Consider the following 23,765-nt stretch of genomic DNA (forward strand, 5'->3'; position numbering starts at 1 on the left):
GCCTGCCTCCCTTACCGCGACAACGCGATGCGCCGCTCGATCTTCCGGAGCACGTATTCCATGCCCAGATTGATGACGTAGTAGACGACCGCCGCGACGACGTAGAATTCGAAGGGCCGGTAGGTGCGCCCGATGGCCAGTTGCGCCGAGAGCGTCAGTTCGCTCACGCCGATGACGGAAACCAGCGCGGAATCCTTCAGCAGCGCGATCATGTTGTTGCCGATGGGCGGGATGACGTCGCGCACCGCCTGGGGCACGACCACCTTGCGCAATGCCTGGCCGCGGCTGAGCCCCAGCGTGCGGGCGGCCTCCATCTGTCCCTTGTCGACCGCGACGATGGCCGTCTGGATGAGTTCGGAATTGTAGACGGCGAAATGCAGGCCGAGGCCGATGACACCGGCGACGAAGGCCGGCAGGTCGATGCCGATCTGCACCAGGCCGAAATAGATCAGAAACAGCTGCAGCAGAAGCGGCGTTCCCATGAACACCCATTCGAAGGCACGGAACGGTAAACGGATGACGGCCGGCGCATAGAGCGCGATCACGGCGAAGAAGATGCCGCCGAAGAAGCTGAGCAATGCCGCGCAGACCGTGATGGCCACCGTCCAGAGACCGCCGAGCAGGATGACGTCCAGAAAGCGGGGGACAACCGTGAAATCAAGCCCCATGACGGCCTCCCGTGCTGTCGGCGGTGCGCGTCATGCGATCCTCGCCTTCCGGTCCGCCCAGGCAATGGCGCGTCCCGTCACATAGATGATGATCATGTAGAGGGCACCCGACAGCATGAACATCTCGAAGGGCTTGTAGGTGGAGCCGATGTAGCGCTGCGCGGTATAGGTCAGTTCCACCACGGAAATGGCGGCGACCAGCGCCGTACCCTTGATGAGCGCATTGATGTTGACGCCGAGCGGGCGGATCATCAGCCGGGCGGCCTGCGGCAGGACCACGCGCGTCATGGTCTGGAAGCGGCTCATGCCCAACGTGCGCGCGGCTTCCGTCTGCCCCTTGTCCACCGCGATGATGGCGCCGCGGATGGTCTCGGTCATGTAGGCGCCGATGTTGACGCCAAGGCCGATCACGCCTGCCTCGAAGGCATCAAGCTGGATGCCGACCTGCGGCCCGCCGAAATAGAGCAGGAAAAGCTGGATGAGCGCCGGGGTGCCGCGGATGAGGCTGACATAGGCGGCACCCAGAAACCGGAGGAAAGCCAGGCGGGACAGCCGTGCCGCGGCGCCGAGCGCACCGCAGGCAAGCCCGAGGATGGTCGTCAGTACCGACAGTTCTATGGTGATCCACGCCGCCTTGAGAAAGAACGGATAGACCTTGAGCATCAGCTCCGTATCCATGCCGGCTGGCCCTCCCTGCCTTTCGCCCTTCCGTTCAGTGGTGGTCCTTGCGCTTCAGCAGCGGCAGGGCGCGGATCTCGCGCACCAGGGCGGTGGTTTCCTCGATGGCCGCGGCCAGGAATTTCGCGCCCGTTTCGGCATCGGCGACCGTCGGGTCGCCCATGGTGCCGTCCGGCGAGACCTCCGACCACCAGCGCATGAGCATGGCCTTGCCGCCGCCCTTTGCAAGGTCGAGGTTGAAGAAGCGGCTGTCGGGATTGTGGAGGTTCTGTTCCGCCGCCTTCTCCGGATAGACGTCGTCGGGATGCAGGTGCATGTACATGGCCGCCTCGAACTCGCCGGCATGGGCAATGCCGCCGATGGCGGATTTACGGTGCTCGTTGATCCGGTCGGCGCAGAGATTCCAGTAGGAGGCCGACACGCAGATGATGCCGGTCTCGATCACCGTCTTGCGCGCGGCCAGGTCCAGCACCGGATGGTTCGAGCCATGCGAGTTCAGGAGCAGGATGCGGCGGAAGCCGTGATGGGCGAGCGATTTCGTCACGTCGGTGACGAAGGCAATCAGCGTTTCGGGCTGGATCCAGATGACGCCCGGAAAATCCTTGTGGTGCTCGTTGAAGCCGTAGGGAATGGCCGGCATGACGAAGACCTCATCGGGCGCGGCCTCGGCCACGCCGTTGGCCACGGCCATGCCCAGCACCGTGTCGGTGTCCAGCGGCATGTGCGGCCCGTGGTCCTCGGTCGCCGAGACATTGAGGATGACGACGCGGTCCTTGTCGGCGTCGCGTACCTCTTCCCAGGTCAGTTTTCCGTATGCGGTCTTCATGAACGGCCCTTCGTCAGGAAACGGGGCGCCTGCCGGCGGGGGGCCGGCAGGCATGTCTGGCGGTGTCAGCGGATGTCGCCGCCGACCCATTCCTCGGCAATCTTGAGATAGGTGCCGTCGTCCATCATGGAGTCGAGCGCCTCTTGCATGGCTGCCTTCAGTTCCGGGTTGCCCTGGCGGATGGCGATGCCGGCGCCGATCACGTCGGTTTCCAGGTCATCGAGCATCCTGTACTCGTAGCCGTTCTTCTTCATGGCCAGAATGGCGGCGATGGAATCGTTGACGATCACGTCGACGCGGCCGTTCTGAAGCTCCAGCAGCAATTCCGGCAGGCCCTTGTATGTGCGCACCGTGTAGCCCTGGTTACGCGCCCATTCCTCGTGCGTCTCGCCGAGGGTAACGCCCACGGTGACATCACCGAGCTGCTTGACGCTAGTAATTTCACTGTCCGGCTTGGTGAAGACCGCGCGCTTGGTGGTATAGTAGGGGCCGACGAAATCGACGACCTTGGCGCGTTCCTCGGTGATCGACATCGAGCCGACGATGGCGTCATACTTGTTGGCCAGAAGCCCCCCGATGATGCCGTCCCAGGCCGTGGTGACGATTTCAGTCTCCAGACCCATGCGCCTGGCGATTTCCTTGCCGATCGACGGATCGAAACCGACCACCTCGTTCTGCTCGTTGACGAAGTTGAAGGGTGGATAGGCGCCGCTCATGGCGATGCGGATCGTGCCCTTTTCCTTGATGGCGTCCAGTTCCTCGGCGAAACCGGCGCCCTGCATCCCGAACAGCGCCACGGCGGCAAAACCCGCGGCGGCGGCTGTCTTCATCAATTTCCTTCGTGTCGTCATGTCGTTCTCCCTGTCTGGCTCTGAAAGCCCGGCGCGCGAACGGCCCGGTTCCCTTCGGGCGGTTGCGGCCAGATGCCGGATGGAACGCTTGCATGGCGCAGATCATCATGCAAATAGATATACAAAATTCTGATTATAGATTGAGGCAATGCTCAAGCCCTACGAACAGCGCTTTCCCTGGAATCTCGACTGGAACCTGCTGCGCACCTTCATGGTGGTGGTGGAACAGGAGAGCATCTCGCGCGCCGCCGACTTCCTGGGGCTGAAACAGCCGACCATCTCCAGTGCCCTGAAGCGGCTGGAGGATGCCACCGGCCACAGGCTGGTGGAGCGCAAGCCCAACCGCTTCCGCGTCACCCGGACGGGCCAGATTCTCTACGCGGAAGCCGCCTCCATCTTCGGCGCGGTATCGCAGCTTCCGGCACTGATGGACGCGGAGGAGGAGGAACTGACCGGCCATGTCAGCATCGTCACGGCGAGCCATGTCGTCTCCTGGCATCTCGACGACCTGCTGGAACGGTTCGCGCGGCGGCATCCGAAGGTCACCTTCTCCATGGTCGTCGCCGAAAGCGCCGAGGTGGTCAACCGGATCCGCCAGAACCGGGCGAGCTTCGGGATCTGCCTGATGAACGCCGTGCCCAAGGGCATCGAGACACGGGTCCTCTTCCGCGAATTCTTCGGGCTCTATTGCGGGCCGCATCACCGGCTGTTCGGCAAGAAGGAGATCACGCTTGAGGATCTGCGTGGCGAGGCGTCCGTCTCCTTCCAGACGGAGATAGAAGGCGGGCCGCTGGATTCGGTGGTGCGCCTGCGCGAGCGGGCGAACCTGGCGCCCGGCCTGCGCGGCATTTCCTCCAATCTTACCGAGGTTCGGAGGATGATCATCGCCAATATCGGCATTGGCGCCCTGCCCACCCATGTGGCGGAACGGGACGTGCGCGCCGGCCTGCTGCGCCAATTGCCGCCCTTCGCCTCGCTGCCGTCAGTCGACATCCATCTCGTCACCAATCCCCGGCGCAAGTTCGCGCCCCCGGAATCGGTCATGCTTTCGATGTTCAAGGCACTTCTGGAGCAGGAACCGCTGGCCGCGCGCACCTATCGCGGATGAGGCCGGTTCCACCCTCGGCGGCAGTTTGGCCCGGCGAGGAACATTATTTTCCGGCAGCCTGGCAACAGGGCTTGCGCGGGCGCCATCGCGCCCACATCTAACCGCGGCTCCGCTCCGTTTCCGGCAGCGGTTTTCAAAGGCCCGTGGCGCATGCCGTCGCTTGAAGCGGTTACGCCGGATCATCCCCGAAATCCGGCACTTCCCACCCGTATCGTTTCCATCGCAACCATCACCGGCGTCATCGCCGTCACCCTTTTCTTTGCGACCGAGGCGATCGCCGGCGCCATTGCCATGGTCTGGGCGGTCAGCGGATTGATGCAATTGACACCCATGCCGACACTCGTTCTCTACGCACTGGCGCTCGCCGCGGCGGTTGCTGCCACGGCCAAGGTTGCCATGCTGGCCTGGGCTGCGGAAACCGACCCTGTGAACAATCCGCCTGTCGAGAACGTTCATTGCGAAACCAGATCACACGACACCGGGAAGGGTCAGGGCAATCATGACTGAATGGATTTTCGTCGCCACGGGCCTCGTGCTGCTGTTTGCCGGCGGCGAGGCACTGGTTCGCGGTGCGGTCGGCCTCTCCCGCCGCTTTGGCGTTTCCGAACTGGTCATCGGACTGACCATCGTCGGTTTCGGTACCTCGACGCCCGAACTGCTGGTCTCGCTGGACGCCGCGCTCTCGGGCGAAAGCGACATCGCGCTGGGCAACGTCATCGGCTCCAACACCGCCAACGTGCTGCTCATCGTCGGTCTGTCTACGCTGGTCGCCCCGATCACCGCCTGGGATACGGCCGTGCGCCGCGAGGCGATGGTCATGGCCGGCGCGGCCTTCGTGGTGATGGGAATCGCCCTGACCGGGATGATCTCGCTTATTTCCGGCCTCATCATGCTGGCCATGCTCGGCGCATTTCTCTTCGCCGCCTTCCGCTCATCGCGTCGCGACAGCGCGAAGGACGAACATCAGCCGGAAGGCCGGTCCCTGACCTTCCTGCTGCTTGTCACCGCCGCCGGTCTGGCCGCGCTGTTCGGCGGCGCGCGCCTGCTTGTCGACGGCGCGACGGCGATCGCAACGGCGCTTGGCGTGTCGCAGGCCGTCATCGGGCTGACCATCGTCGCGGTCGGCACGAGTCTGCCGGAACTGGCCACGTCCCTAGTCGCGGCGATCCGGGGCAATTCCGCCGTGTCGCTCGGCAACATCGTCGGCTCCAACATCTTCAACATCTTCGGCATCCTGGGAATAACGGCGATCGTGACCCCCGTCCCGGTCGCCGCCTCGATGCAGCAGTTCGACATCCCCGTGATGGTGGCATCCTCGCTGCTGCTGCTCGCCATATTGCGCTTTGCCACCCGCATCCCGCGACTGGCCGGCGCGGCCATGCTGGCAGCCTATGGCGCCTACGTGGCTGTGCTGTTCGGTGCTTGAAGGCCGAAGGTAACGCCATGGGCCCGGCGACGGGCCCCATGGCACCCCTTCGTTTTGGCACCGGTCGGTGAAGCGCGCGGAGCACTTTCGGGTGGAGGATTTGAACCGTCCTTCGGACCTTTCAGGCTATGCGTCTTAGTTCTTAGGCTTTCCGGGGAATGCCCGGGTTTTCCGAAGTTTCTTTATCGTTCTGTTTCTATTGCATTTTCTGATGACAGCGCTTTCCTGTTGTTGAACACGTTTTCGCATCGGTGACGACACGGTGACGACACGGCGGAAAACAAGAGCGATAGCGACATGGCGAAAATCACCAAAAAAGCGATCGATGATCTCAGAACAAGGCCGGCAGGATCCGTCCTGCGTGACAGCGAGTTGAAGGGCTTCCAGGCCCGCAGCAACACGGATGGAACCATCACGTTTCGTGTTGAATACCGCGCGGGAAGCGGACGCGGCGCGCCCGTCCGTCGGTTCATTCTCGGAAAAAGCGGCGCCCTCACTGCAGAGGAAGCCCGAAGGCGAGCCGCGACCGTCCTTGCCAATGTCCAGTTGGGCGATGATCCAGCGGCTAAACGCAGCCCCATCCGGAAGATGCCAATTGTGCAGGACTTTGCAGCTGACTTCCCAAAGCGCGCCCTGGACATCGCCATGTCCCAACCGCAACAGGCACGCTTGAGGACAAGCACGTTGAAAAATTACGACGGGTAGCTCCGACGTCCTTCCTCCGACGGCACAGGCGTTTTTGCCATCTGCATCCGTATAAGCGGCAGGGGGCGATCCTGATCGTCGCGATCGCGCCTCCCCGTCTCGACAAAAGCGCAGGCCGTATAAAACGCTCGGGCGCGCGTATTCGCTTCGTAGACTTCGACCTTGAGTTCATCGTGCTGCACGGCAACATGCCCGATCAGCGCGCGGCCGATGCCCTGCTGATGGAAAGACGGATCGACGAAGAGCCCTCCGACAACGTCACCAAGCATAGCAATGAAGCCGACGGCCATCCCGTCGACCTCGGCGACGTAGATTTCTGCTGCCGGCATGTACTGATCGCGCACGAGAACCTCATCTCCATCGAGTGTCGTGCGATCGAGGAAGGGGTGGCCGACTTCTGAGGCGCGGCGCCAGATGCCAAGGCATTCGGCAAGTTCGCGGTCGTGAAAACAGGGGCGGATCAAGACCATGTTCCATGCCTTTCAAGCGCGTGGCGGATGCGATGCCTGCCCCTACCAAGCAAAAAGGCCTGGGTCACTCGTGACATGAGGCACAAACCAACCGGATGGAATTTGTTCGCCGTTGGAGAAGCATGCGAAATCTCCGAGTTCAAGACGCGATCAGGTCTGCGGTCCGCAGCGCATGGGCGAATTCACCGTGGAGCTGATAGACGGCGGCGCGGTGGATTTCATCTGCAGACGGAGCGGGACCGCCATCGAAGGCGACATTGGCATTGCGGGTGAAGGCGGCGCAGGCATCATGTGCCAGTTCGACCGAGAAACCCAGGTTGGCCGCCATCCTTGTAGTAGTGGAGACACAATGGGGCGTTGTCAGGCCGCAAATGATGAGGTCCCGCGCGCCAGCCCTGCGGAGATCGGCCTCCAGCGTCGTTCCGATAAAGGCCGAGTTCACCGTCTTCTCGTAGTATGCCTCTCCCTGCGCAGGCTCAAACCCTGACTTGAAATCCGCGCCAGGACCGCTCAACGGCGATCGGGCCTCACTGCTCAGGTGCCGGACATGGAGGACGCGCCCGCCTGCCGCCCGCATCGCAGCGATCAGTGCGCGGGCATTGTCTTCGGCAGCCAGATTGTTGCGACTGCCCCAGAAGGGATCGTCGAAGCCCTTTTGAAAGTCTATCAGGACAAGGTTTTTGATCGACAAGGACATGTCGGCTTCTCCAATGGCAGCCGGTCGGTACGGCCAAGGTCTCGATAGCTGATTCGGATTTGAGGTCGTAGCCGGACCCTTGGTCGACGACAGTCACCCTCGGTCTCGCAATCATCAAGCTGAGCGGCTACGCGACGGGCGGTTTCGACGTCGGGCCAACGGCATGCCCGCCCGTCACCGAATACAGTCAGGGCTTCCAGCCGCAGGCGGCCGAGGAGCTGGGCCTGCTGCCGGAGGGCTCGGCGATCACGGAGATGCTGAGCGGCTATGCTGTGATCCGGGAACAGGCGCGGGTGTGCTGATGTTCCGGCACTTGCCCCGTGCTACGCGCCGCGCCTCGCAGTGGAGGCCGGGACTTCGGTTGGCAACCTGAGCGACGCCTGGAAACCGGAGGATGTTCCCGGACGCGGAGACTCCAGAACGAGCGAACTCCCGATCCGGTCAGCAATGGCGGCGACGATGGCGAGTCCAAGCCCGCTGCCTTCGGCACTCGCGTTCGCCCGTTCGAAACGCGCCGTCAGCCGGTCGAGAGTTTGGCGTGGCAGGACCGGGCCGTCGTTGGCGACCGAAAGCAGCCCGTCCGCGGTCAAAGCAACGTCGACCGTCGTATTCTCGGTTCCGTGCCGAAGAGCATTCTCCAAGAGGTTGCGGCACAGGATGGCGAAGGCGTCGGGATCAAGGTCGGACATCACCGGCGAGTCGGGCAGGCTGAGCGCGATCCGCCCTGTCGCGCCCGCGCGCCCGATGTCGTCGATCACGACCCGCGCGATGCCCCTCAGGTCCGCGCTGCTGTCCATCCGCAGCCGCCCGCCTTCGGCCCGCGCGAGCTGCATGAGGCGTTCGGAAAGCCGGGTCAGGCGCTTGAGCGTTGCCTCGATCTCAGTGGCACGCGCTTCGGTGGTCGGCTCATGCGTCTCCGTCTTCAGCCGCTGCGCCTGCGCAATGGCGCCGGCCAGCGGCGTTCTCAACTCGTGGGCAGCGTTCGCGGCAAAGCTGCGCTCGGCCTCGAACGCCTCGCGCAAGCGGGCCAGAAGGCCGTTGAGCGTCTTCGCCAGTGGACCAATTTCCGTGGGCAGATCGCTCGCAGGAACCTCCGAAAGGTCGCGGGCGCCACGCGCCTCCAGCCGAGCGCGGAACCGGCGCAGCGGATCGAGGCTGAAGCGGACCGCCAGGATGATGGCCGCAAGCGCGACCGGCAGGACGATCAGCAGCGGCAGCCCAAGTCCCATCCGGATCTCGCGGGCGACCGACGCACGATGGGTCAGCGGCTCCGCGACGGTGATACGGATCGTGTCCTGAAGCGCCGCGTCACTGTAGAGCCGGTGGGTGGCAGTCTGCCGGAACCCGGGGCCGTCCCAGGGCGGGAATACCGCCGGGTCGGCCGCGTGGGATTGCAGCAGGATGCGCCCCTCCGCATCCCGCACGAGGTAGGTGAAGAACTCGTCGTGGTCCCGGATGGGCGCGAGCCGCTGCGTCACGCCCTGATCTTCGCGGCCCACGATATCGTTCACCGCCAGCGGGAGGATGCGTTCCGCGGTCTCCCTCAGGGCGCTGTCGAAGACCTCGTCCAGCTCGCCCCGGACGATGACAGCGGTCACCGTTGCCGCCAGCAGCCACAGCACCGTCAGCGCGAGACCCAGAGACAGGCCGAGTCGGCCCTGAAGGCTCGCGGGCCATTTCATGGACGGCCCAGCCGGTAGCCCATGCCGCGCTCGGTCTCGAGTACCGAGGGCCCGAGCTTCTTGCGCAGGCGGCTGACATGCACCTCGATCGTATTGCTCTCCACCTCGGCGTCGAAGGCGTAGAGCTTCTCCTCCAGCTGTGCCTTGGACAGCAACTGACCGGGGCGTGCGAGAAACGCTTCGAACAGCGCCCACTCCCTGGCGGTCAGTTGCACCGGCTTGCCGTCGCGGTGAATGCTACGGGCGGCGAGATCGATTTCCAGTGACCCGTGGATGACGATGGGGTTCGGGTTGCCACTGTAGCGTCGAGCGACAGACCCTATCCGCGCCGACAACTCCGCAAGATCGAAAGGTTTGACGAGATAATCGTCAGCGCCCGCGTTCAGACCCTCGATCCGATCCGACACCTGGTCGAGCGCGGTCAGGATGATGACCGGGGTCACGTCCCCGCGCGCGCGCAGGCTCTTCAGGAAGCCGATCCCGCGACCATCCGGCAGCATCAGGTCGAGAAGGATCAGGTCGTAGGAGGTGGATTTCGCAGCGTCACCGGCCGCATCGAGGCGCATCACCCAATCGACCGACTGCCCATCGGCCGCGATCTGGTCGCGCACCGCAGCCCCCAGCACCGTGTCGTCCTCAATCAGCAGGATGCGCATGCTCGTCCCCGTCCTCTTCCGATGACCCTCCATGATCCGTCTGGCTGACATGAAGCTGAAGCGGCGGGGTACATCCCTTCAGGCTGCCGTCAGCTTCGCCGCGCATGAATTGCGTCACGATGGCCGTAGCGAGGAGTTTGGCCCATGAAGAAGACATTGACAATTCTCGGCTTTCTCGCGGTCCTTCCGGCCGGTGTCGCGCTGGCTGACGACGACTGCTTCGTGCCGATGGCCGACTGGCAGCCGCGCGACGCCGTCGCCCGTCTGGCCGAGGAGAACGGCTGGACGGTGCGCCGGATCAAGATCGACGACGGCTGCTACGAGATCGACGGCCGGGACGCCGGGGGGCGCCCGATCGAGGTGACCGTTCATCCGGCGACGCTGCAGGTGATCGAGTTCGAATACGAGGACGATGACTGACGCGATCTCACACCAGGTGCCAGAAATGAACACGGGGCCGAGCAGCAAGGTCCGGGTCGGGATCCTCTGGTACGGCGCCAACTCAGCCACAACCAGGCGGGCGCGGCGATGATCGTGGCGCTGCTGGTCAGGCTGTAGGGCACAGCCTTCACCGGCTGGCTGATGGAGGAGGAAACCCGTCTGGCGATGCTTCCGTCCATTCCCGCCATTGTGGCGCCCGCTTGGGCCGACGACGACGGTGACGGGCGAGAAGCGCGCTCCCGGTCCCGGCGACATCGCCTGACCGACCCAGCCCCCGCGGCAGGGCGCCCCGTCGGCCCGACCTGGCCCCGCTTTCCCCGGCGAGGCCTTTTTCGTCCCGCCGGCGTCTTTCTTCCTGACGGCAAGCTGAAGCGGGAATCGCCGACGCGTCAGGAAGCCCTCAGGTCGCATCTCCAGATTGTCCCCAGCAGATGACAAGGAGACCCTGCCATGAAAAAGACCCTGACACTTCTGGTCGCGTCCACGGCGCTTACCGCCGCGATCGGCGTCCCCGCCTGGAGTGCGATGCTAGCCCCATCCGATGTCCTTCGGCCCGTCGCCGCTCTCTTCGACGACGCACCGCAAACCATGCCGCTCGTTCTCGCAAGCGACGACGACGACGACGACGACCGCCGGCGGGACGGTTCGCGTCGCGGCCACCACGACGATGACGACGATGACGATGACTGCGACGACGATGATGACGACGAAGATTGTCGGGGCGGCGCCCGCAATCCCGCGCCCGCCGGCTCGGTCGCCCCGCCGCAGAACGGTCTCTTCGGGAACGGCGCACCTCCGAAGGTTCAGGTGAATTGAACCGCTCTCGAGCCCCTCTCCGAACAAGGATCAACCCGATGAAATCGCTTCTCGCAATGCTCGCGCTGACCACCGCGCTGACGCTCCCTGGCCTCGCCATGGCGCGGCCGGTGACCCTGACCACGACCCTCAACAATTACGGCGGCGACGGAGCCTATCTCGCGCTCTACGTCACTGACGCCTCCGGCGCCTATGTCGGCAGCTTGTGGATGGCCGGCGGCAAATCCAAGTACTACGAGCACCTGAGCGACTGGTACCGCGCCACCGGCGGCGACACCGCGCAGGTCAACGGCATCACCGGCGCCAGCGTCGGCGCTGGCCGCACGCTCGAGATCACGCTCGATCTGGCCGACGCGCTCTTCGACGCGGGCTACACGCTCCACATCGACGCGGCTGTCGAGGACATGCGCGACAGCCCGAACGAGGTGGCCGTCCCGCTCAAGACCGATGGCGCGGGCACACCAACGAGCGGCCGCCGCTACATCGCCAGCTTCGCCTACGACATGTGAGGAGCGAGGCCATGATCCGTGCACTCCATCGCTGGCCGGGTCTTCTGGCCCTCGCGCTCGTCACCATACTGAGCCTGAGCGGCGCGGCCCTGTCGGTCTTTCCCGCAGTCGAGCGGATCGCCGCGCCGCAGGCGGAAGCCGGGCTGACCGTTGCCGCTCTCGCGGACCGCATCCAGGGCGTCTATCCGGGCGTCGAACAGATCCGCCGGTCGCCTTCCGGCCGGATCACCGCCTACTGGTTCGATCAGGGCGCGCCGGGTGCCGCCGTGATCGATCCGGCAACTGGTGAGGGCGTGGCCTCGGCCGACCCGAACCAGACGCAGCGCTGGCTCACCAACCTGCACCGTTCGCTGTTCCTCGGGGATGGCGGCCGCATCGCCATGGCCGCTGGGGCTGGCGCGATGCTGATCCTCTCGCTCTCCGGCGCGATGCTGGTCGCGCACCGGGCGGGCGGCTGGCGGCGCTGGTTCGCACGCTTGCGCGGTCCCTTCGCCAGCCGGCTGCACGTCGAGATTGCCCGGATCGTCGTCGTCGGCCTTGTTCTGTCTTCCATGACCGCCCTCTGGATGACAGCGTCCACATTCGATCTCCTGCCAGACGGAAGCACCATTCCGGCCATGCCGGCCGAGGTGAGCGGAGAGACGGGGTTCGCGCTGGATCGGATGCCCACGCTGCAGCAGACGCCCGTCACCGAGCTGCGCGAGTTGAGCTTTCCCTACCCCGGCGACGCGACGGACGTCTTCACTCTCAAGACTGACCGCGGCACCGGATATCTCGACCAGGGCACCGGTTCGCTCCTGTCGTGGGCCGACCTCACGGGATGGGAGCGCGTGTCGGAGACCATCTACATGCTGCACACCGGACAGGGCGCGGCGGCGCTCGGCCTCGTGCTCGGGCTCATGGCGCTCGGCGTGCCTGCTATGGGCGCGACCGGCGTCCTGGTCTGGCTCGCCGGACGGCGCGGCCGGCCGCGCGTCAGGGGCAATCGGCCCGCCGGTCACGCCGAGACGATCCTGCTCGTCGGCAGCGAGGGCGGCAGCACCTGGGGCTTTGCGGCGACGCTTCACGCCGCGCTCACCCACGCCGGGCAGAGCGTCCATGTCGGCCCGATGTCGGGCTTCACCCCCGAACACTACGCCGCGGCCAGGCGGATCATCCTGCTCGCCGCGACCTATGGCGACGGCGCGGCACCGGCCTCGGCGAAGGGCTTTCTCGACCGGCTGAATGCTTCCGACCGGACGCCGGACATTCCTCTGGCAGTGCTCGGCTTCGGCGACCGCAGCTTTCCGGCCTATTGCGCTTTCGCCAGCGACGTCGCGGCAGCGGCGCAAGCGAAGGGTTGGCCCGAGCTTCTGCCGCTCGACACCATCGACCGGCAATCGCCGCAGGATTTCGCCCGCTGGGGCCGCGCACTCGGCGACGCTATCGGGATCGACCTCGAACTGTCGCATCAGCCGGTCCAGCCGCAAACGACCACGCTGACCCTCGTCTCGCGGCGTGACTACGGCGCCGAGGTGCAGGTCCCGACCGCGATTCTTCGCTTCGCACTGCCGCGCGTTTCGCTCTGGCAACGGCTGGTCGCGGGCGGGTTCGCCCGGTTCCAGGCGGGAGACCTGATCGGCGTCTTGCCGCACGGAAGCGCCGTGCCGCGGCTCTACTCGCTCGCCTCCGGACGCTGCGACGGCTTCATCGAGATCGTCGTCAGAAAGCACCCCGGCGGCCTGTGCTCGGGCCAGCTCACGGCGCTGGAGCCGGGCGATACCGTCGCCGCCTTCCTGCGCCGCAACCTTGGCTTCCATCCGGATCGGAGCCGTGCGCCGCTGATCCTGATCGGCGCGGGGACCGGTATCGGGCCGCTCGCGGGCTTCATCCGTGGCAACACAAGCCGCAGGCCCGTCCACCTGTTCTTCGGCATGCGCAATCCCGCCAGCGATTTCTTCTACGGCGAGGAACTCCCTGGCTGGCAGGACGAGGGGCGTCTGACACGCTTGGTCACGGCCGTCTCGCGCGGGGCGCGTCCCCACTACGTGCAGGATGCACTGCGCGGTGAGGCCACTCAGGTCGTGGAACTCATCCGCAATGGGGCGCGGGTGATGGTTTGCGGCGGCCGGGACATGGCGGTCGGCGTGGCCGACGCGCTCGCCGAGATCCTCAAACCGGCCGGGTTGACGCCGGCCGTCCTGAAGGCGGAGGGGCGTTATGTCGAAGATGTCTACTGAACGCGCGCGCATCGCTCTGAACGGACCGACGATGGGCACGCGCTGGTCGGCCACGTTCTACGCGGAGCCGGACTTCGACCCGGCCCCGATCCGCGCGGCGCTGCAGGCGGCCGTGGAAGAGGTGGACAGACAGATGTCGACCTGGAACACGGGCAGCGACCTCATGCGGCTCAACGCGGCGCCGGTGGGGGAATGGATCGCGGTTCCCGCGCGGCTCGCCGAGGTGCTGCGCCTCGGCCTCGAGATCGGGCGCATATCCGGCGGCGCGTTCGACATCGGCATGGGTGACGCGGTGATGGCCTGGGGCTTCGGGCCTGAGGCCGCAGCGCCGGATGGCATCCGCGCCGCGATGAATAACTCGCGCCGCCCGGCGCACGAGGTTCTGGAGTTCGACGGCGCCAATGTGCGCAAGGCCGCGCCCATCGCGCTCGACCTCAACGGAATCGCCAAGGGCTATGGCGTCGACCGGCTCGCCGAAACCCTGCACGACCATGGAATCGTGGATGCCCTCGTCGGGATCGATGGCGAGATGCGCGCGATGGGTCTCCGGCCGGATGGCGAGGCGTGGACCATCGCGGTCGAGGCCCCGGACCCCGAGCGCCGGACGCCGCATTCCATCCTCGCGCTACACGATGCCGCCGTCGCGACATCCGGCGACTACCGCCACTGGGTCGAAGTGCAGGGGCGGCGCCTGTCCCACACAATGGACCCGAGGCGCGGCGCACCGCTGATCGCGCCGCCGGCCTCCGTTACTGTTGTCGCCCCCACCTGTGCCGAAGCCGATGCCTGGGCGACGGCACTCATGGTGCTCGGGCCCGAGGTAGGAGCGGTATTGGCAAGACGAACCGGGCTCGACGCCCTGTTCCTGCTGCGCGATGATGATGCCGGCGCAAGGGGCGTGGGAACCGGACGACTTTTCTCCGAAGAGCCAGCGGCAATCGCCTCAGCCAGGGGAAGATGAGCCGCATGGAAACCACTCACACCGATCGCATGAAGACCGTCATTCTGCTGCTGGCCGTAGCCGGGCTGATTGCAGGACTTGTGTTCTATTTTGCGGGCCGGACCGGTATCGCCGACCTGATCTGGATCGCCGGCGTCGTTCCCGCGCTCGTGGCGCTCGTGGTCGAAATCCTGCGCAGCATCCGCTCCGGCGAGGTTGGGCTGGACATCGTGGCGGCGCTCTCCATGACCGCAGCGCTCGTCTTCGGCGAAACCCTCGCGGCGGCCGTCGTTGCGGTGATGTATTCGGGTGGGACATTCCTGGAAGCCTTCGCGGAAGGCCGTGCGCGGCGCTCGATGCAGGACCTTTTGTCGCGCGTGCCCCGGACCGCGACCAGGCACCGCAATGGCGCGCTTGAGGAGGTGCCCCTCGACGAGATCGCGCCCGGCGACCGTCTGCTGATCCGGCAGGGCGACGTCGTTCCGGTGGACGGCACGGTGGTGTCCGAGGCGGCCTTCGTCGACACCTCGGCGCTGACCGGCGAATCGTTGCCGGTCCGGCTGGCGCATGGCGCCGACGCCATGAGCGGATCCACCAATGCCGGCGAAGCCTTTGACCTCACCGCGACGCGAGAGGCCAAGGACAGCACCTATGCCGGCATCGTCCGGCTGGTGGAGGAAGCGCAGGCATCCAAGGCGCCGATGTCGCGGCTGGCCGACCGCTGGTCGCTGGGCTTTCTCGCGGTCACCGTCGCCATCGCTTTTGCGGCCTGGTGGTTCACCGGCGATCCGATCCGGGCGGTCGCCGTGCTGGTCGTGGCCACGCCGTGTCCGCTGATCCTGGCCGTGCCCGTGGCATTGGTGGCCGGCCTCTCGCGTGCGGCGCACTTCGGTGTGCTGATCAAGGGGGCAGGACCGCTGGAAACGATGGCGCGCATCCGCACGCTGATCCTCGACAAGACCGGCACGCTGACCGACGGCCGGCCGCAGATCGTGTCGATCGACAGCCACGACGGCATGGCCGAGGACGATATCCTGCGCCTGGCCGCAGCACTCGACCAGGCGTCGAAGCACCCGGTGGCGCAGGCCATCGTCGCCGCGGCGAAGGCGCGGGGCTTCACACTGCCCGTTCCCTCGGAGGTCGCCGAAATCCCGGGCGAAGGCGTCGTGGGCCATGTCGAGGGACGCAAGGTCGTCGTGGGCGGCGACGGCTTCGTGGCCTCCCGCGTCGGGCGCCAGCCGGGCGATCATTCCGCCATCGCGGCTGGCTCGGTCCTCGTCGCGGTCGCGGTCGACGGACACATGGCAGGGCATCTCGTCATGTCCGATCCCCTCCGCGAAGGCGCGGGCGCCATGCTCGACGGGTTGCGGCGGGAAGGCATCGCGCGCATCCTGCTTGCCACGGGCGACCGCGCTGACGTCGCCGAACGCGTGACGGAAGGGCTCGGTCTCGATGGTTTAAGGGCCGGCCTCACGCCCGACCAGAAGGTTCTGCTCGTGCTCACCGAGCACAAGCACGGACCCGTGATGATGGTCGGCGACGGGGTGAACGATGCGCCCGCGCTGGCGGCGGCGGACGTGGGTGTGGCGATGGGCGCGCGCGGCGCCGCTGCATCGGCCGAGGCGGCGGATGTCGTACTCCTCGTTGACCGGATCGACCGGCTGGGCGCCGGGATCGAGATCGCACGCGGTGCGCGCCGGATTGCCGTCGAAAGCGTCGTCGCCGGGATCGGCCTGTCCGTCCTCGGCATGATCGCGGCAGCCTACGGCTACCTCACGCCGGTGGAAGGTGCCCTCCTGCAGGAAGCGATCGACGTCGCCGTGATCCTGAACGCCCTGCGCGCGCTGCGCATCGCGCCCCAAGAACCCTCCATTCCGAAACCAAAGGCTCTCTCCTCCGGGCAGGCCGACATCACGCAAGGAGCCATGCCATGAGCCGCCTCTCACATTCCGAAATCCACATGGTACATCGCATCGGCTGGCTGCGGGCCGCCGTGCTCGGTGCCAACGACGGTCTCGTGTCGACCGCGAGCCTGGTTGTCGGCGTCGCCGCGGCAGGGTCCGGAAAATCCGAGGTCTTGATCGCGGGATTGGCCGGCCTTGTGGCCGGGGCGATGTCCATGGCGGCTGGTGAATACGTCTCGGTCAGTTCTCAGACTGATGCGGAACAAGCCGACCTTGCGCGTGAGACCCGTGAACTCGCAGAAACGCCGGAAGCCGAGATCGAGGAGTTGACGCGAATCTACGAGGACCGAGGGCTCGATCGCGACTTGGCGGAAAAGGTGGCCCACCAGCTGACCGAACGCGACGCGCTCGGTTCGCATGCGCGCGATGAACTCGGCATCTCCGAAATCGTGAAGGCCCGCCCGATCCAGGCGGCGCTGGTCTCGGCTCTCACGTTCGCCGTAGGTGCGGTTGTTCCGCTTATCGTCGTTCTATTGGCGCCCGAAACGTCGATCAGTCTTCTGGTGGCGGCATCGTCAATCATCGGCCTGGCAATTCTCGGCGGGCTCGGGGCCTCCGCTGGCGGCGCTCGTGTCGTTCGGGGCGCTGCGAGGGTCACACTGTGGGGCGCTCTCGCAATGGCTGCGACAGCGGCAGTCGGAGCACTGTCTGGCGTCACGGTGGGTTAGCAATTGTTGGGTTTTTAGGTGGAGAAGGCCGTGTTTCAGGCACACCTCCTCCGCCACCTGGCCCACCGAAAGCATTCTCCCGATCCGGCCGCGGCCGGATTTTTCCGTTGTTTTCGAGGGTTGTGCGGGTGGCGCTGGGCACCTGCCCCTGCGCCAGACGGGCCGGAAGCCTTCTCTCAAGGTCGATATTCTCCGGACCTGATGACTGCGCTGATTTGGTGGAAAGCTTGCAAGCCACTGATATTGCTTTTGGATATCAAGCGCGCGAATTCACGTCGCTGGCAGTTCCGCTCGACCGAGACGCTCCTGAAATCGAAGATCAGATGAATTGCCGATGGGTTCGATCCATGTGTTCAGTCCGAATTGGGGCCGGGAGAGGACCGACAGCTTTTTTCGGACGACCTGGGTCAAGCAGACTTGGCAGCGGTGATGGAGTTTCAACGCGTTGAGGTTGCCGAAGACGCTGGCCAGCGATCACATCACGCGGCCGCCTGGTCGATCATCGCCGGATCAATGCCATTCGTTTCTTGGTCGCGCTCGACTTCCTGAAGCTTTGAAAAACCAACAAAACGACAGTAACGGATCTCTTCGGAACTGGTCGTGGTCGACATTCACGATCAAAAATTTGCGCAGCCGGAAGACGATCCGGATTCCGGCTTTCTTTGGCAGTTGATGATCGCTCAGGAAGATCAACGGCAATAACAGAGATGTACGGCCATGCAACAGATGTTCGAGTGGTTGCGCATGGGTTGCCACGCATCTCAACATCTGGGGTCAACGGCAACACCGCTGCGTCACGATCTGACGAAAGTCCCGGATTTGCTTTCTCGAGCGGAGCATCGGAGGCGGCGCGATCGCAACAAACTAACCCAACACCCAGCCGCTGACCTGCGCCTGAACGCGGCTGCCCGAATTCTCGCTGTTGGACGAGACGGCCAGTGCCACCAGATTGCGCATTTCGACCCCGAACACGCGCCGGAAATCGCGGGTCAGGTCAACGCTTTCCCGGAATTCGCCCGTCGCAGGGCGGCGCTGCACGATATTTCGCAGACGGTCAGGCGCGTGCGGGCTGGGAATGACTGTGCCCAGCAGGTTGTCGCCGCCCCATGTATACATCAGCACCTGCACATTGCGGTTGCGCAACAGGCTGGAAATTGACGTGCCGGGGCGGACGCGCGCGGCGACATCATCTTCCGCATTCACAAAGAATACACCCAGGTTGCGGTCGTCATTTCCAATGGTTGCCAGGTCGGAAGGCGGCACGGAACTGTCCACGCGCCATGTCCATTCAGCGCGGCGGCTGGCAAACAGGTCATCGGACAGAATGCGATACAAAATCGAGGATGTCCCGTTGGAAACAACTGTCAAGCGGTTGGGCCTGGTGGCAAAGCTGTTGGGTTTCAGGCGGCGAAATGTCAGATGCTCCCACCCGTTATCGAAGGTGATCGTATTCGCACGGGTTTCGCGCGGCAGGACACCAGCGGCCAGTGTCCCAAGGCCAAGTGACAGTGCAGTTCGGCGGGTCAGGTGAGCAGGCATGAAAACTCCATGAAGCGGGATATCAGGCAGCTTTGTCTGGTCTGCGATGCAATGCAGATAGCCCATATGTTTCATCTGTCCATTCACTCTTCGGTGACGCAATGAAAGGTCAAACTGATCTGAACCCCGACTTCGCTCCAGCTGTTGGGAGAGTCGCGCGTTGAATTGCTCTGGGACCGAAGTTTGGAGCGCCCTGCTGGGGGATTTGCCGGGGAATCTTGCTCAGGCGGCTGATACGGCACGTCGAAAAATACAGCACTTCGGTCGCACCGTTTACGGTGCGGGTCATCATGAGCAAGACGACGAACAAGTCTTCTCCCGAAGTCCACCAGCGCGCTGTTCGCATGATTCTGGACAATCAAGGGGAACATGACAGCCGCTGGACACGGTGAACCGCCAGTTCCGCGTACCGGCGCCGGACATGCTTTGGCTGAGCGGCTTCACCTATGCCGCGACATGGCATTGTCTACGTCGCCTTCGTCATCGACGCCTTTGCTCAGCGCATTGTCGGATGGCGCGTGAGCCGCACGGCCCATGCCGGGTTCGTCCTGGATGCCCTGGAGCAGGCCGTTCACCAACGACGGCCGGGCGCGGGATTTGTGCATCACTCCGATCGCGGCTCCCAATACCTGTCGCTCACATACATCGAGCGACAGGCCGTGGCCGGCATCGAACCGTCGGTCGGCAACGGCGGAAAGCAAACCTTCGCTGTACGTGCCGGCGGATGCAAGGCTTGGCGTAAAGAGGAGATCCAGTTCACTTTGCGCCCGCATCCACCGCGCGCTTGGCTGCTCACCGCGCGTACCGTAGAATGCGAGGCATGGGTTATGTGACGTCGCTCTTCGCGCGCAGGGTGGTCGCCGCAGCGGGCGATGAGATCGATGCCGAGAAAATGCTGGCCATTGTCGGCATCGACCCCGCAGGCCCCTGGGACGCCGGCCAGATGGTTCCCGCCGAGCGCTATTACGACATGCTCGAAAGGATCGCCGATCGTATCGACGTGACCGACCTGCCGGTGCGCACGGGAGCCTCCATGCGGCTTGACGAATACGGCGCACTCGGGCTGGCCTTCAAGGCTGCAACGACGCTCGGGGCGTCCTACGCGCGCGTGGAGCGCTATGCGCGTCTGTGGACCAGCGTCGTCGAATACGAGTTGCGGCCGACAGCGGGGGGCTCCCTTTTCATCCTGCATCGGGCGGGCGAACGGCGCCTCGGAATGCGGCTGTCCAATGAAGCGACCCTTGCCAGCGCCGTGTCCATCGCAAGGCAGGTCTGCCCGGTGCCGCTCGCGCCCGTGGAGGTGCTGGTCCGGCATCCCGCCCCGCGCTCGATCGCTGCGCACGAGGACTGGTTCGGCTGCCCGGTGCGCTTCGGCGCCGAACTCGACGCGATCCTCTATGCCGACGAGACGCTGGCCCGGCCCAACATCCTCGGGGACGAGGGGATCTCGCAATATCTCACCACGCATCTCGACGCAGAACTGTCCGAGATCGCCCGGGAGCCCGCGCTTGTCATGCAGGCGAAAGCCGAAATCGCCCAGGCCCTCAGCGAGGGGGCGCCAAAGATGGCCGAGATCGCCCGCGGCCTTGGGCTCAGTGCACGGTCCTTCCACAGGCGCCTGTCCGAACACGGAATGAACTTTCAGAGCCTCACCGAGGAAACACGCCGCGACCTCGCCGTAGGGCTGTTGCGGGACGAGAGCCATTCACTGGCCGAAATCGCGTTTCTGACCGGCTTCTCCGAGCAGAGCGCCTTTACCCGCGCGTTCAAGCGCTGGATCGGAACGACGCCCGCGACCTACCGCAAGGATTTCTCCCACCGCTGACGGACGTATTGGCGACGGCGGTCAAAAGCCTGGCATCACGGGTCAATACTGCGCAGCGCCCCTGCGCTTATCCCTTGGCTACCGATACCGAAGCCAGGGAGACACCCCATGAAAGACCAAGAGATTCTCGTCATCGGCGCAACCGGCAAGACGGGGCGCCGCGTCGCCAGCCGCCTCGAGGCGCGAGGCATTGCCGTGCGCCACGGCTCGCGCAGCTCCGCTACCCCCTTCGACTGGGAGTCGCCAGAGACCTGGGCGCCGGCCCTGCGCGGGGCCCGGGCGGCCTATGTCACATACTTTCCCGACCTCGCCTTCCCCGGCGCCGTGGAAAAGCTCGAGTCGCTCTGCGAGACGGCCCGCGACGTGGATGTCGAGCACCTCGTCCTGCTGTCCGGCCGCGGCGAACACCACGCCCGGCTGGGCGAAGAGGTCGTGCGCAATGCCGGTGTCGACTTCACCATCGTTCGGGCCGCCTGGTTCGCGCAGAACTTCTCCGAAAGCTACCTGCGCGATCCGGTCCTGGCCGGTGTCCTTCCGATGCCCGGCGGTGATGTTGCCGAGCCCATCATCGACATTGACGACATTGCCGATGTCGTCGTCGCGGCGCTGACCGAAGACGGCCACAAGGGCGAGCTCTACGAGGTGACCGGCCCGCGACTGATGTCTTTTGCGGACATGGCGGCGGAACTCTCGCAGGCCACCGGGCGCGAAATCCGGCATATCCCGATCAGCTTCGAGGCGTTCCACGCAACCATCGCACAGGCTGGCGGCATCTTCGTCGCCGACGTCTTCACCGCCATCGCGCGCGAAACGCTGGACGGACGCAACGCCCGCACCACGGACGGTGTGATGCGCGCGCTTGGCCGCGCACCCCGTGACTTCGCGGATTTCGCCCGGGCTGCTGCCCGGAACGGTGCCTGGACACACGCCGCCTGACACCGCACCATGAAAGGAGAAAATGACATGCGCCCCACCCTGTTCGAGAAGATTGCGCTCGGTCTCTCCGGCCTTGTTGCGCTCATCATTGGCGCTTTCATCCTGTTCGCGCCGCACACCTTCTACGCCGGCTACGGTATCACGCTCGGTGAAGACGCCAACCTGTTGAGCGAATTGCGCGCACCTGGCGCCGGTCTCGCGGGTTTCGGCCTTCTGATGCTGCTCGGCATTCTGCGGCACGCGCTCATGCCCATTGGCATGGCGGTGGCCCTGACGGTCTTCATCGCCTTTCCGGCCGGGCGGCTGGTCGGGCTTGCAGTGGACGGGATGCCGTCTGGCAGTGTCATCGGCGCGCTCGTCGCGGAACTGATCATTGCCGTGCTCTGCCTCGCAGCCTTCCGGCGGCGCCTTTGGCAGCCGGCGCCCGGCCTCTTGTCGGCCCAGTCCGCCCGCTGAGTTTACCGCGGCGGCACGCGCTTCACGTCCTGCCGCCGCCCCAATCCAAGGAACCTTCCCCATGTCCCCCACTCTCTTCTACCTCGCCCACTTCGCCGTCCTCGCCTATGCGCTGGTCGGCGGCGTCTTTCTCGCCTTCTCGGATTTCATCATGCGCGCCCTGTCGGTGACCAGCGGCCAAGGTGGCGCGGAGGCGATGCAGGCCATCAACCGGGAGGTGTTCCGCTGGGTCTTCATGGTCCTCTTCCTCGGGCTGGCGCCGGTATCGCTGCTGATCGCGGCCTATGGCGCAATGGTCGTCGGGAACGGTCCCGGAACCATGATGATGCTGGCTGGCTTGGCCTATTTCGTCGGATGCTTCGGGGTCACGGTGCTTTTCAACGTGCCGATGAACGACACCCTGGCGGGCATGGAGGCCTCCGCGGATACGACGCTGGACTACTGGTCCCGCACCTATCTGCCCCTTTGGACCTTCTGGAATACGGTCCGCGCCGCCGCCTGCGCACTGTCTGCAGGCCTGCTGCTGTTCTCGCTCGCCTGGGCGGCACAGTCTCAGGGGCAGGCAGCTTGAAGAGCCAGGCACGCAGGGCGTCGACCGGCGCAGCGAAGCGGCGGCGCCTCCCATGCGCCGCCCTGCTCGCTCGCGAAACACACTTCGTCTGAAAGCAGTCGGCAATCAGGTAGGAAAACGGAGAACGCTCATGGACAAACTGTGTTTTCGCCGAGCGACCGCAGCGGACCTGGGGGCGATTGTCACGATGCTGGCCGACGACATGCTTGGTGTGTCGCGCGAAAGCGCTTCGCCGGCCGTGGACGATCGCTACCGTGCTGCATTTGCGGAGATTGATGCCGACCCGAACCAGTTTCTTTGTGTGGTCGAGGATGGGCAACAGATTGTTGGAACCTTGCAACTCACCTTCATCCCCGGTCTTTCCCGCAATGGCGCCAAGCGTGGACAGATCGAGTCGGTCCGGATCGCGAGCGATCGCCGGGGGGCCAAGCTTGGTGAAGCAATGTTTGCATGGGCGATCAGCGAATGCCGGAAACGGGGGTGTTCGTTGATTCAGCTGACCACCGACAAGGCCCGGCCAGACGCCCATCGCTTCTACGACCGCCTGGGATTTGAACCGACCCATGTCGGATACAAGCTAAGAATCTGAAGAATGGAATCTGGCCGCCCTCGCAGTACCTCGATGGTACCGTCCCGTGAACGACCCTGATGTGGTCGCCATGAACAACGAAGTTCGCGGCCTCATCGAGCCAGTGCGCTTGCCACATGAGGGTACCTTTATGGTTCCCGGTCAGCACACACAGCCGGTTCAAGCGGCTCACGTTCAGGCATGGCACATCAGCGGTCATGCGTTGTCCCGATGCGTTCCAGCCTCCGGATACATGACGCTGGAAAGCGTCGGCCGGTTGAGCGATGATCCCCTCGTGAGCCTGCCAGCCGTGGCGCGCTGATCACCCCGGCAATCCCGGAGAGAGCGGCGACCAATGCCGCCAGCTACACCACCTCGTGGGCCACGATCACGACGTGCTGCCTCGCCAGCGAAAGCGAAGCTTTCGCGCCAGCGACATGGCCTGTGTTTGGGGGAATTTGGTTGCGGGGGCAGGATTTGTGGTTTTCTGTCCCGCCGCGCCGGACGTTGCCGGCTTGCGGGCCCGTGGGAAGGCGCGCGTCCTGG

General features: G+C 65.0%; 27 protein-coding genes and 1 pseudogene. 17 read left to right on the forward strand and 11 right to left on the reverse strand.

Features of this window, described 5'->3' with window-relative positions; all coding sequences use genetic code 11:
* Window positions 1-11: 11 nt before the first annotated feature.
* The 4 genes from ACLB6G_RS09305 to ACLB6G_RS09320 all read right to left on the reverse strand — a co-directional run bounded on the left by ACLB6G_RS09305 (window position 12) and on the right by ACLB6G_RS09320 (window position 3,023).
* Window positions 12-668 carry an amino acid ABC transporter permease gene (locus ACLB6G_RS09305; RefSeq protein WP_410355866.1) on the reverse strand — a complete coding sequence of 219 codons (657 nt, stop codon included), beginning with the start codon at window positions 666-668 and terminating at the stop codon, window positions 12-14.
* Between the two features lie 30 nt (window positions 669-698).
* Complete coding sequence (locus ACLB6G_RS09310; protein WP_410355867.1) at window positions 699-1,346, reverse strand: amino acid ABC transporter permease; 648 nt, start codon at window positions 1,344-1,346, stop codon at window positions 699-701.
* Between the two features lie 34 nt (window positions 1,347-1,380).
* Window positions 1,381-2,172 (reverse strand): creatininase family protein, encoded by a 792-nt coding sequence (locus ACLB6G_RS09315; protein WP_410355868.1) that lies wholly within the window; start codon window positions 2,170-2,172, stop codon window positions 1,381-1,383.
* Window positions 2,173-2,237: 65 nt separating this feature from the next.
* A complete protein-coding gene (locus tag ACLB6G_RS09320; RefSeq protein ID WP_410355869.1) occupies window positions 2,238-3,023 on the reverse strand; it encodes a transporter substrate-binding domain-containing protein in 786 nt (261 codons plus the stop codon).
* Between the two features lie 148 nt (window positions 3,024-3,171).
* On the opposite strand from ACLB6G_RS09320, the gene ACLB6G_RS09325 reads away from it, so the two are divergent.
* The 4 genes from ACLB6G_RS09325 (at window position 3,172) to ACLB6G_RS09340 (ending at window position 6,262) form a co-directional block, all read left to right on the forward strand.
* Window positions 3,172-4,131, forward strand: coding sequence for a LysR family transcriptional regulator (locus tag ACLB6G_RS09325; protein WP_410355870.1), 960 nt, complete (start codon window positions 3,172-3,174; stop codon window positions 4,129-4,131).
* 150 nt (window positions 4,132-4,281) lie between these two features.
* Window positions 4,282-4,638 carry a hypothetical protein gene (locus ACLB6G_RS09330; protein WP_410355871.1) on the forward strand — a complete coding sequence of 119 codons (357 nt, stop codon included), beginning with the start codon at window positions 4,282-4,284 and terminating at the stop codon, window positions 4,636-4,638.
* Window positions 4,631-5,557 (forward strand): calcium/sodium antiporter, encoded by a 927-nt coding sequence (locus ACLB6G_RS09335; RefSeq protein ID WP_410355872.1) that lies wholly within the window; start codon window positions 4,631-4,633, stop codon window positions 5,555-5,557. Before ACLB6G_RS09330 ends, ACLB6G_RS09335 begins: the two co-directional genes overlap by 8 nt.
* A 297-nt stretch (window positions 5,558-5,854) precedes the next feature.
* Window positions 5,855-6,262 (forward strand): Arm DNA-binding domain-containing protein, encoded by a 408-nt coding sequence (locus ACLB6G_RS09340; RefSeq protein ID WP_410355873.1) that lies wholly within the window; start codon window positions 5,855-5,857, stop codon window positions 6,260-6,262.
* On the opposite strand, the gene ACLB6G_RS09345 is transcribed toward ACLB6G_RS09340, so the two are convergent.
* From ACLB6G_RS09345 to ACLB6G_RS09360, 4 genes are all read right to left on the reverse strand, one after another.
* A complete protein-coding gene (locus tag ACLB6G_RS09345; RefSeq protein ID WP_410355874.1) occupies window positions 6,250-6,732 on the reverse strand; it encodes a GNAT family N-acetyltransferase in 483 nt (160 codons plus the stop codon). The genes ACLB6G_RS09340 and ACLB6G_RS09345 overlap by 13 nt on opposite strands.
* A 139-nt stretch (window positions 6,733-6,871) precedes the next feature.
* Complete coding sequence (locus ACLB6G_RS09350; protein ID WP_410355875.1) at window positions 6,872-7,429, reverse strand: cysteine hydrolase family protein; 558 nt, start codon at window positions 7,427-7,429, stop codon at window positions 6,872-6,874.
* Between the two features lie 323 nt (window positions 7,430-7,752).
* On the reverse strand, window positions 7,753-9,111 hold the full coding sequence (locus tag ACLB6G_RS09355) for an ATP-binding protein (RefSeq protein WP_410355876.1): 1,359 nt from the start codon (window positions 9,109-9,111) through the stop codon (window positions 7,753-7,755).
* A complete protein-coding gene (locus tag ACLB6G_RS09360) occupies window positions 9,108-9,767 on the reverse strand; it encodes a response regulator transcription factor (RefSeq protein ID WP_410355877.1) in 660 nt (219 codons plus the stop codon). The genes ACLB6G_RS09355 and ACLB6G_RS09360 overlap by 4 nt, the downstream gene beginning before the upstream one ends.
* 144 nt (window positions 9,768-9,911) lie before the next feature.
* Here ACLB6G_RS09360 and ACLB6G_RS09365 point away from each other — a divergent pair, with 144 nt between their 5' ends.
* The 7 genes from ACLB6G_RS09365 (at window position 9,912) to ACLB6G_RS09395 (ending at window position 17,324) form a co-directional block, all read left to right on the forward strand.
* On the forward strand, window positions 9,912-10,187 hold the full coding sequence (locus ACLB6G_RS09365) for a PepSY domain-containing protein (protein ID WP_410355878.1): 276 nt from the start codon (window positions 9,912-9,914) through the stop codon (window positions 10,185-10,187).
* Window positions 10,188-10,658: 471 nt separating this feature from the next.
* Window positions 10,659-11,024 (forward strand): hypothetical protein, encoded by a 366-nt coding sequence (locus ACLB6G_RS09370; protein WP_410355879.1) that lies wholly within the window; start codon window positions 10,659-10,661, stop codon window positions 11,022-11,024.
* A gap of 38 nt (window positions 11,025-11,062) precedes the next feature.
* Window positions 11,063-11,533 carry a DUF2271 domain-containing protein gene (locus tag ACLB6G_RS09375; RefSeq protein ID WP_410355880.1) on the forward strand — a complete coding sequence of 157 codons (471 nt, stop codon included), beginning with the start codon at window positions 11,063-11,065 and terminating at the stop codon, window positions 11,531-11,533.
* 11 nt (window positions 11,534-11,544) lie between these two features.
* Window positions 11,545-13,752 (forward strand): PepSY domain-containing protein, encoded by a 2,208-nt coding sequence (locus ACLB6G_RS09380; protein WP_410355881.1) that lies wholly within the window; start codon window positions 11,545-11,547, stop codon window positions 13,750-13,752.
* The gene (locus ACLB6G_RS09385) at window positions 13,733-14,713 is read left to right on the forward strand and encodes an FAD:protein FMN transferase (protein WP_410355882.1); all 981 of its coding nucleotides are present in this window, start codon (window positions 13,733-13,735) and stop codon (window positions 14,711-14,713) included. The genes ACLB6G_RS09380 and ACLB6G_RS09385 overlap by 20 nt, the downstream gene beginning before the upstream one ends.
* Before the next feature lie 5 nt (window positions 14,714-14,718).
* Window positions 14,719-16,626 carry a heavy metal translocating P-type ATPase gene (locus ACLB6G_RS09390; RefSeq protein ID WP_410355883.1) on the forward strand — a complete coding sequence of 636 codons (1,908 nt, stop codon included), beginning with the start codon at window positions 14,719-14,721 and terminating at the stop codon, window positions 16,624-16,626.
* Window positions 16,623-17,324, forward strand: coding sequence for a VIT1/CCC1 transporter family protein (locus tag ACLB6G_RS09395; protein WP_410355884.1), 702 nt, complete (start codon window positions 16,623-16,625; stop codon window positions 17,322-17,324). Before ACLB6G_RS09390 ends, ACLB6G_RS09395 begins: the two co-directional genes overlap by 4 nt.
* A gap of 479 nt (window positions 17,325-17,803) precedes the next feature.
* Here the strand turns inward: ACLB6G_RS09395 and ACLB6G_RS09400 are convergent, their stop codons facing one another.
* The gene (locus ACLB6G_RS09400; RefSeq protein ID WP_410355885.1) at window positions 17,804-17,935 is read right to left on the reverse strand and encodes a hypothetical protein; all 132 of its coding nucleotides are present in this window, start codon (window positions 17,933-17,935) and stop codon (window positions 17,804-17,806) included.
* Window positions 17,936-18,188: 253 nt separating this feature from the next.
* Window positions 18,189-18,938, reverse strand: a complete 750-nt coding sequence (locus ACLB6G_RS09405; RefSeq protein ID WP_410355886.1) for a DUF3047 domain-containing protein — start codon at window positions 18,936-18,938, stop codon at window positions 18,189-18,191.
* A 301-nt stretch (window positions 18,939-19,239) separates the two neighbouring features.
* On the opposite strand from ACLB6G_RS09405, the pseudogene ACLB6G_RS09410 reads away from it, so the two are divergent.
* From ACLB6G_RS09410 to ACLB6G_RS09435, 6 genes and pseudogenes are all read left to right on the forward strand, one after another.
* Window positions 19,240-19,558, forward strand: a pseudogene (locus tag ACLB6G_RS09410) (DDE-type integrase/transposase/recombinase); the annotation flags it as partial.
* Between the two features lie 125 nt (window positions 19,559-19,683).
* Window positions 19,684-20,688 carry an AraC family transcriptional regulator gene (locus ACLB6G_RS09415; RefSeq protein ID WP_410355887.1) on the forward strand — a complete coding sequence of 335 codons (1,005 nt, stop codon included), beginning with the start codon at window positions 19,684-19,686 and terminating at the stop codon, window positions 20,686-20,688.
* 108 nt (window positions 20,689-20,796) lie between these two features.
* Entirely contained in the window at window positions 20,797-21,624 is an 828-nt protein-coding gene (locus ACLB6G_RS09420; RefSeq protein WP_410355888.1) for an NAD(P)H-binding protein, read from the forward strand.
* A gap of 27 nt (window positions 21,625-21,651) precedes the next feature.
* Window positions 21,652-22,080, forward strand: a complete 429-nt coding sequence (locus tag ACLB6G_RS09425; RefSeq protein ID WP_410355889.1) for a DUF4345 domain-containing protein — start codon at window positions 21,652-21,654, stop codon at window positions 22,078-22,080.
* Window positions 22,081-22,141: 61 nt separating this feature from the next.
* Window positions 22,142-22,651, forward strand: coding sequence for an anthrone oxygenase family protein (locus ACLB6G_RS09430; protein WP_410355890.1), 510 nt, complete (start codon window positions 22,142-22,144; stop codon window positions 22,649-22,651).
* Between the two features lie 130 nt (window positions 22,652-22,781).
* Window positions 22,782-23,240: a GNAT family N-acetyltransferase gene (locus tag ACLB6G_RS09435; RefSeq protein WP_410355891.1), complete on the forward strand. Its 459-nt coding sequence runs from the start codon at window positions 22,782-22,784 to the stop codon at window positions 23,238-23,240.
* A gap of 344 nt (window positions 23,241-23,584) precedes the next feature.
* Here the strand turns inward: ACLB6G_RS09435 and ACLB6G_RS09440 are convergent.
* A partial coding sequence (locus ACLB6G_RS09440) for a hypothetical protein (protein WP_410355892.1) occupies window positions 23,585-23,765 on the reverse strand: 181 nt, incomplete at its 5' end.

The sequence above is a fragment of the Zhengella sedimenti genome, from assembly GCF_046506625.1.
In the GTDB taxonomy this organism is placed as follows: Bacteria; Pseudomonadota; Alphaproteobacteria; order Rhizobiales; family Rhizobiaceae; genus Zhengella; species Zhengella sedimenti.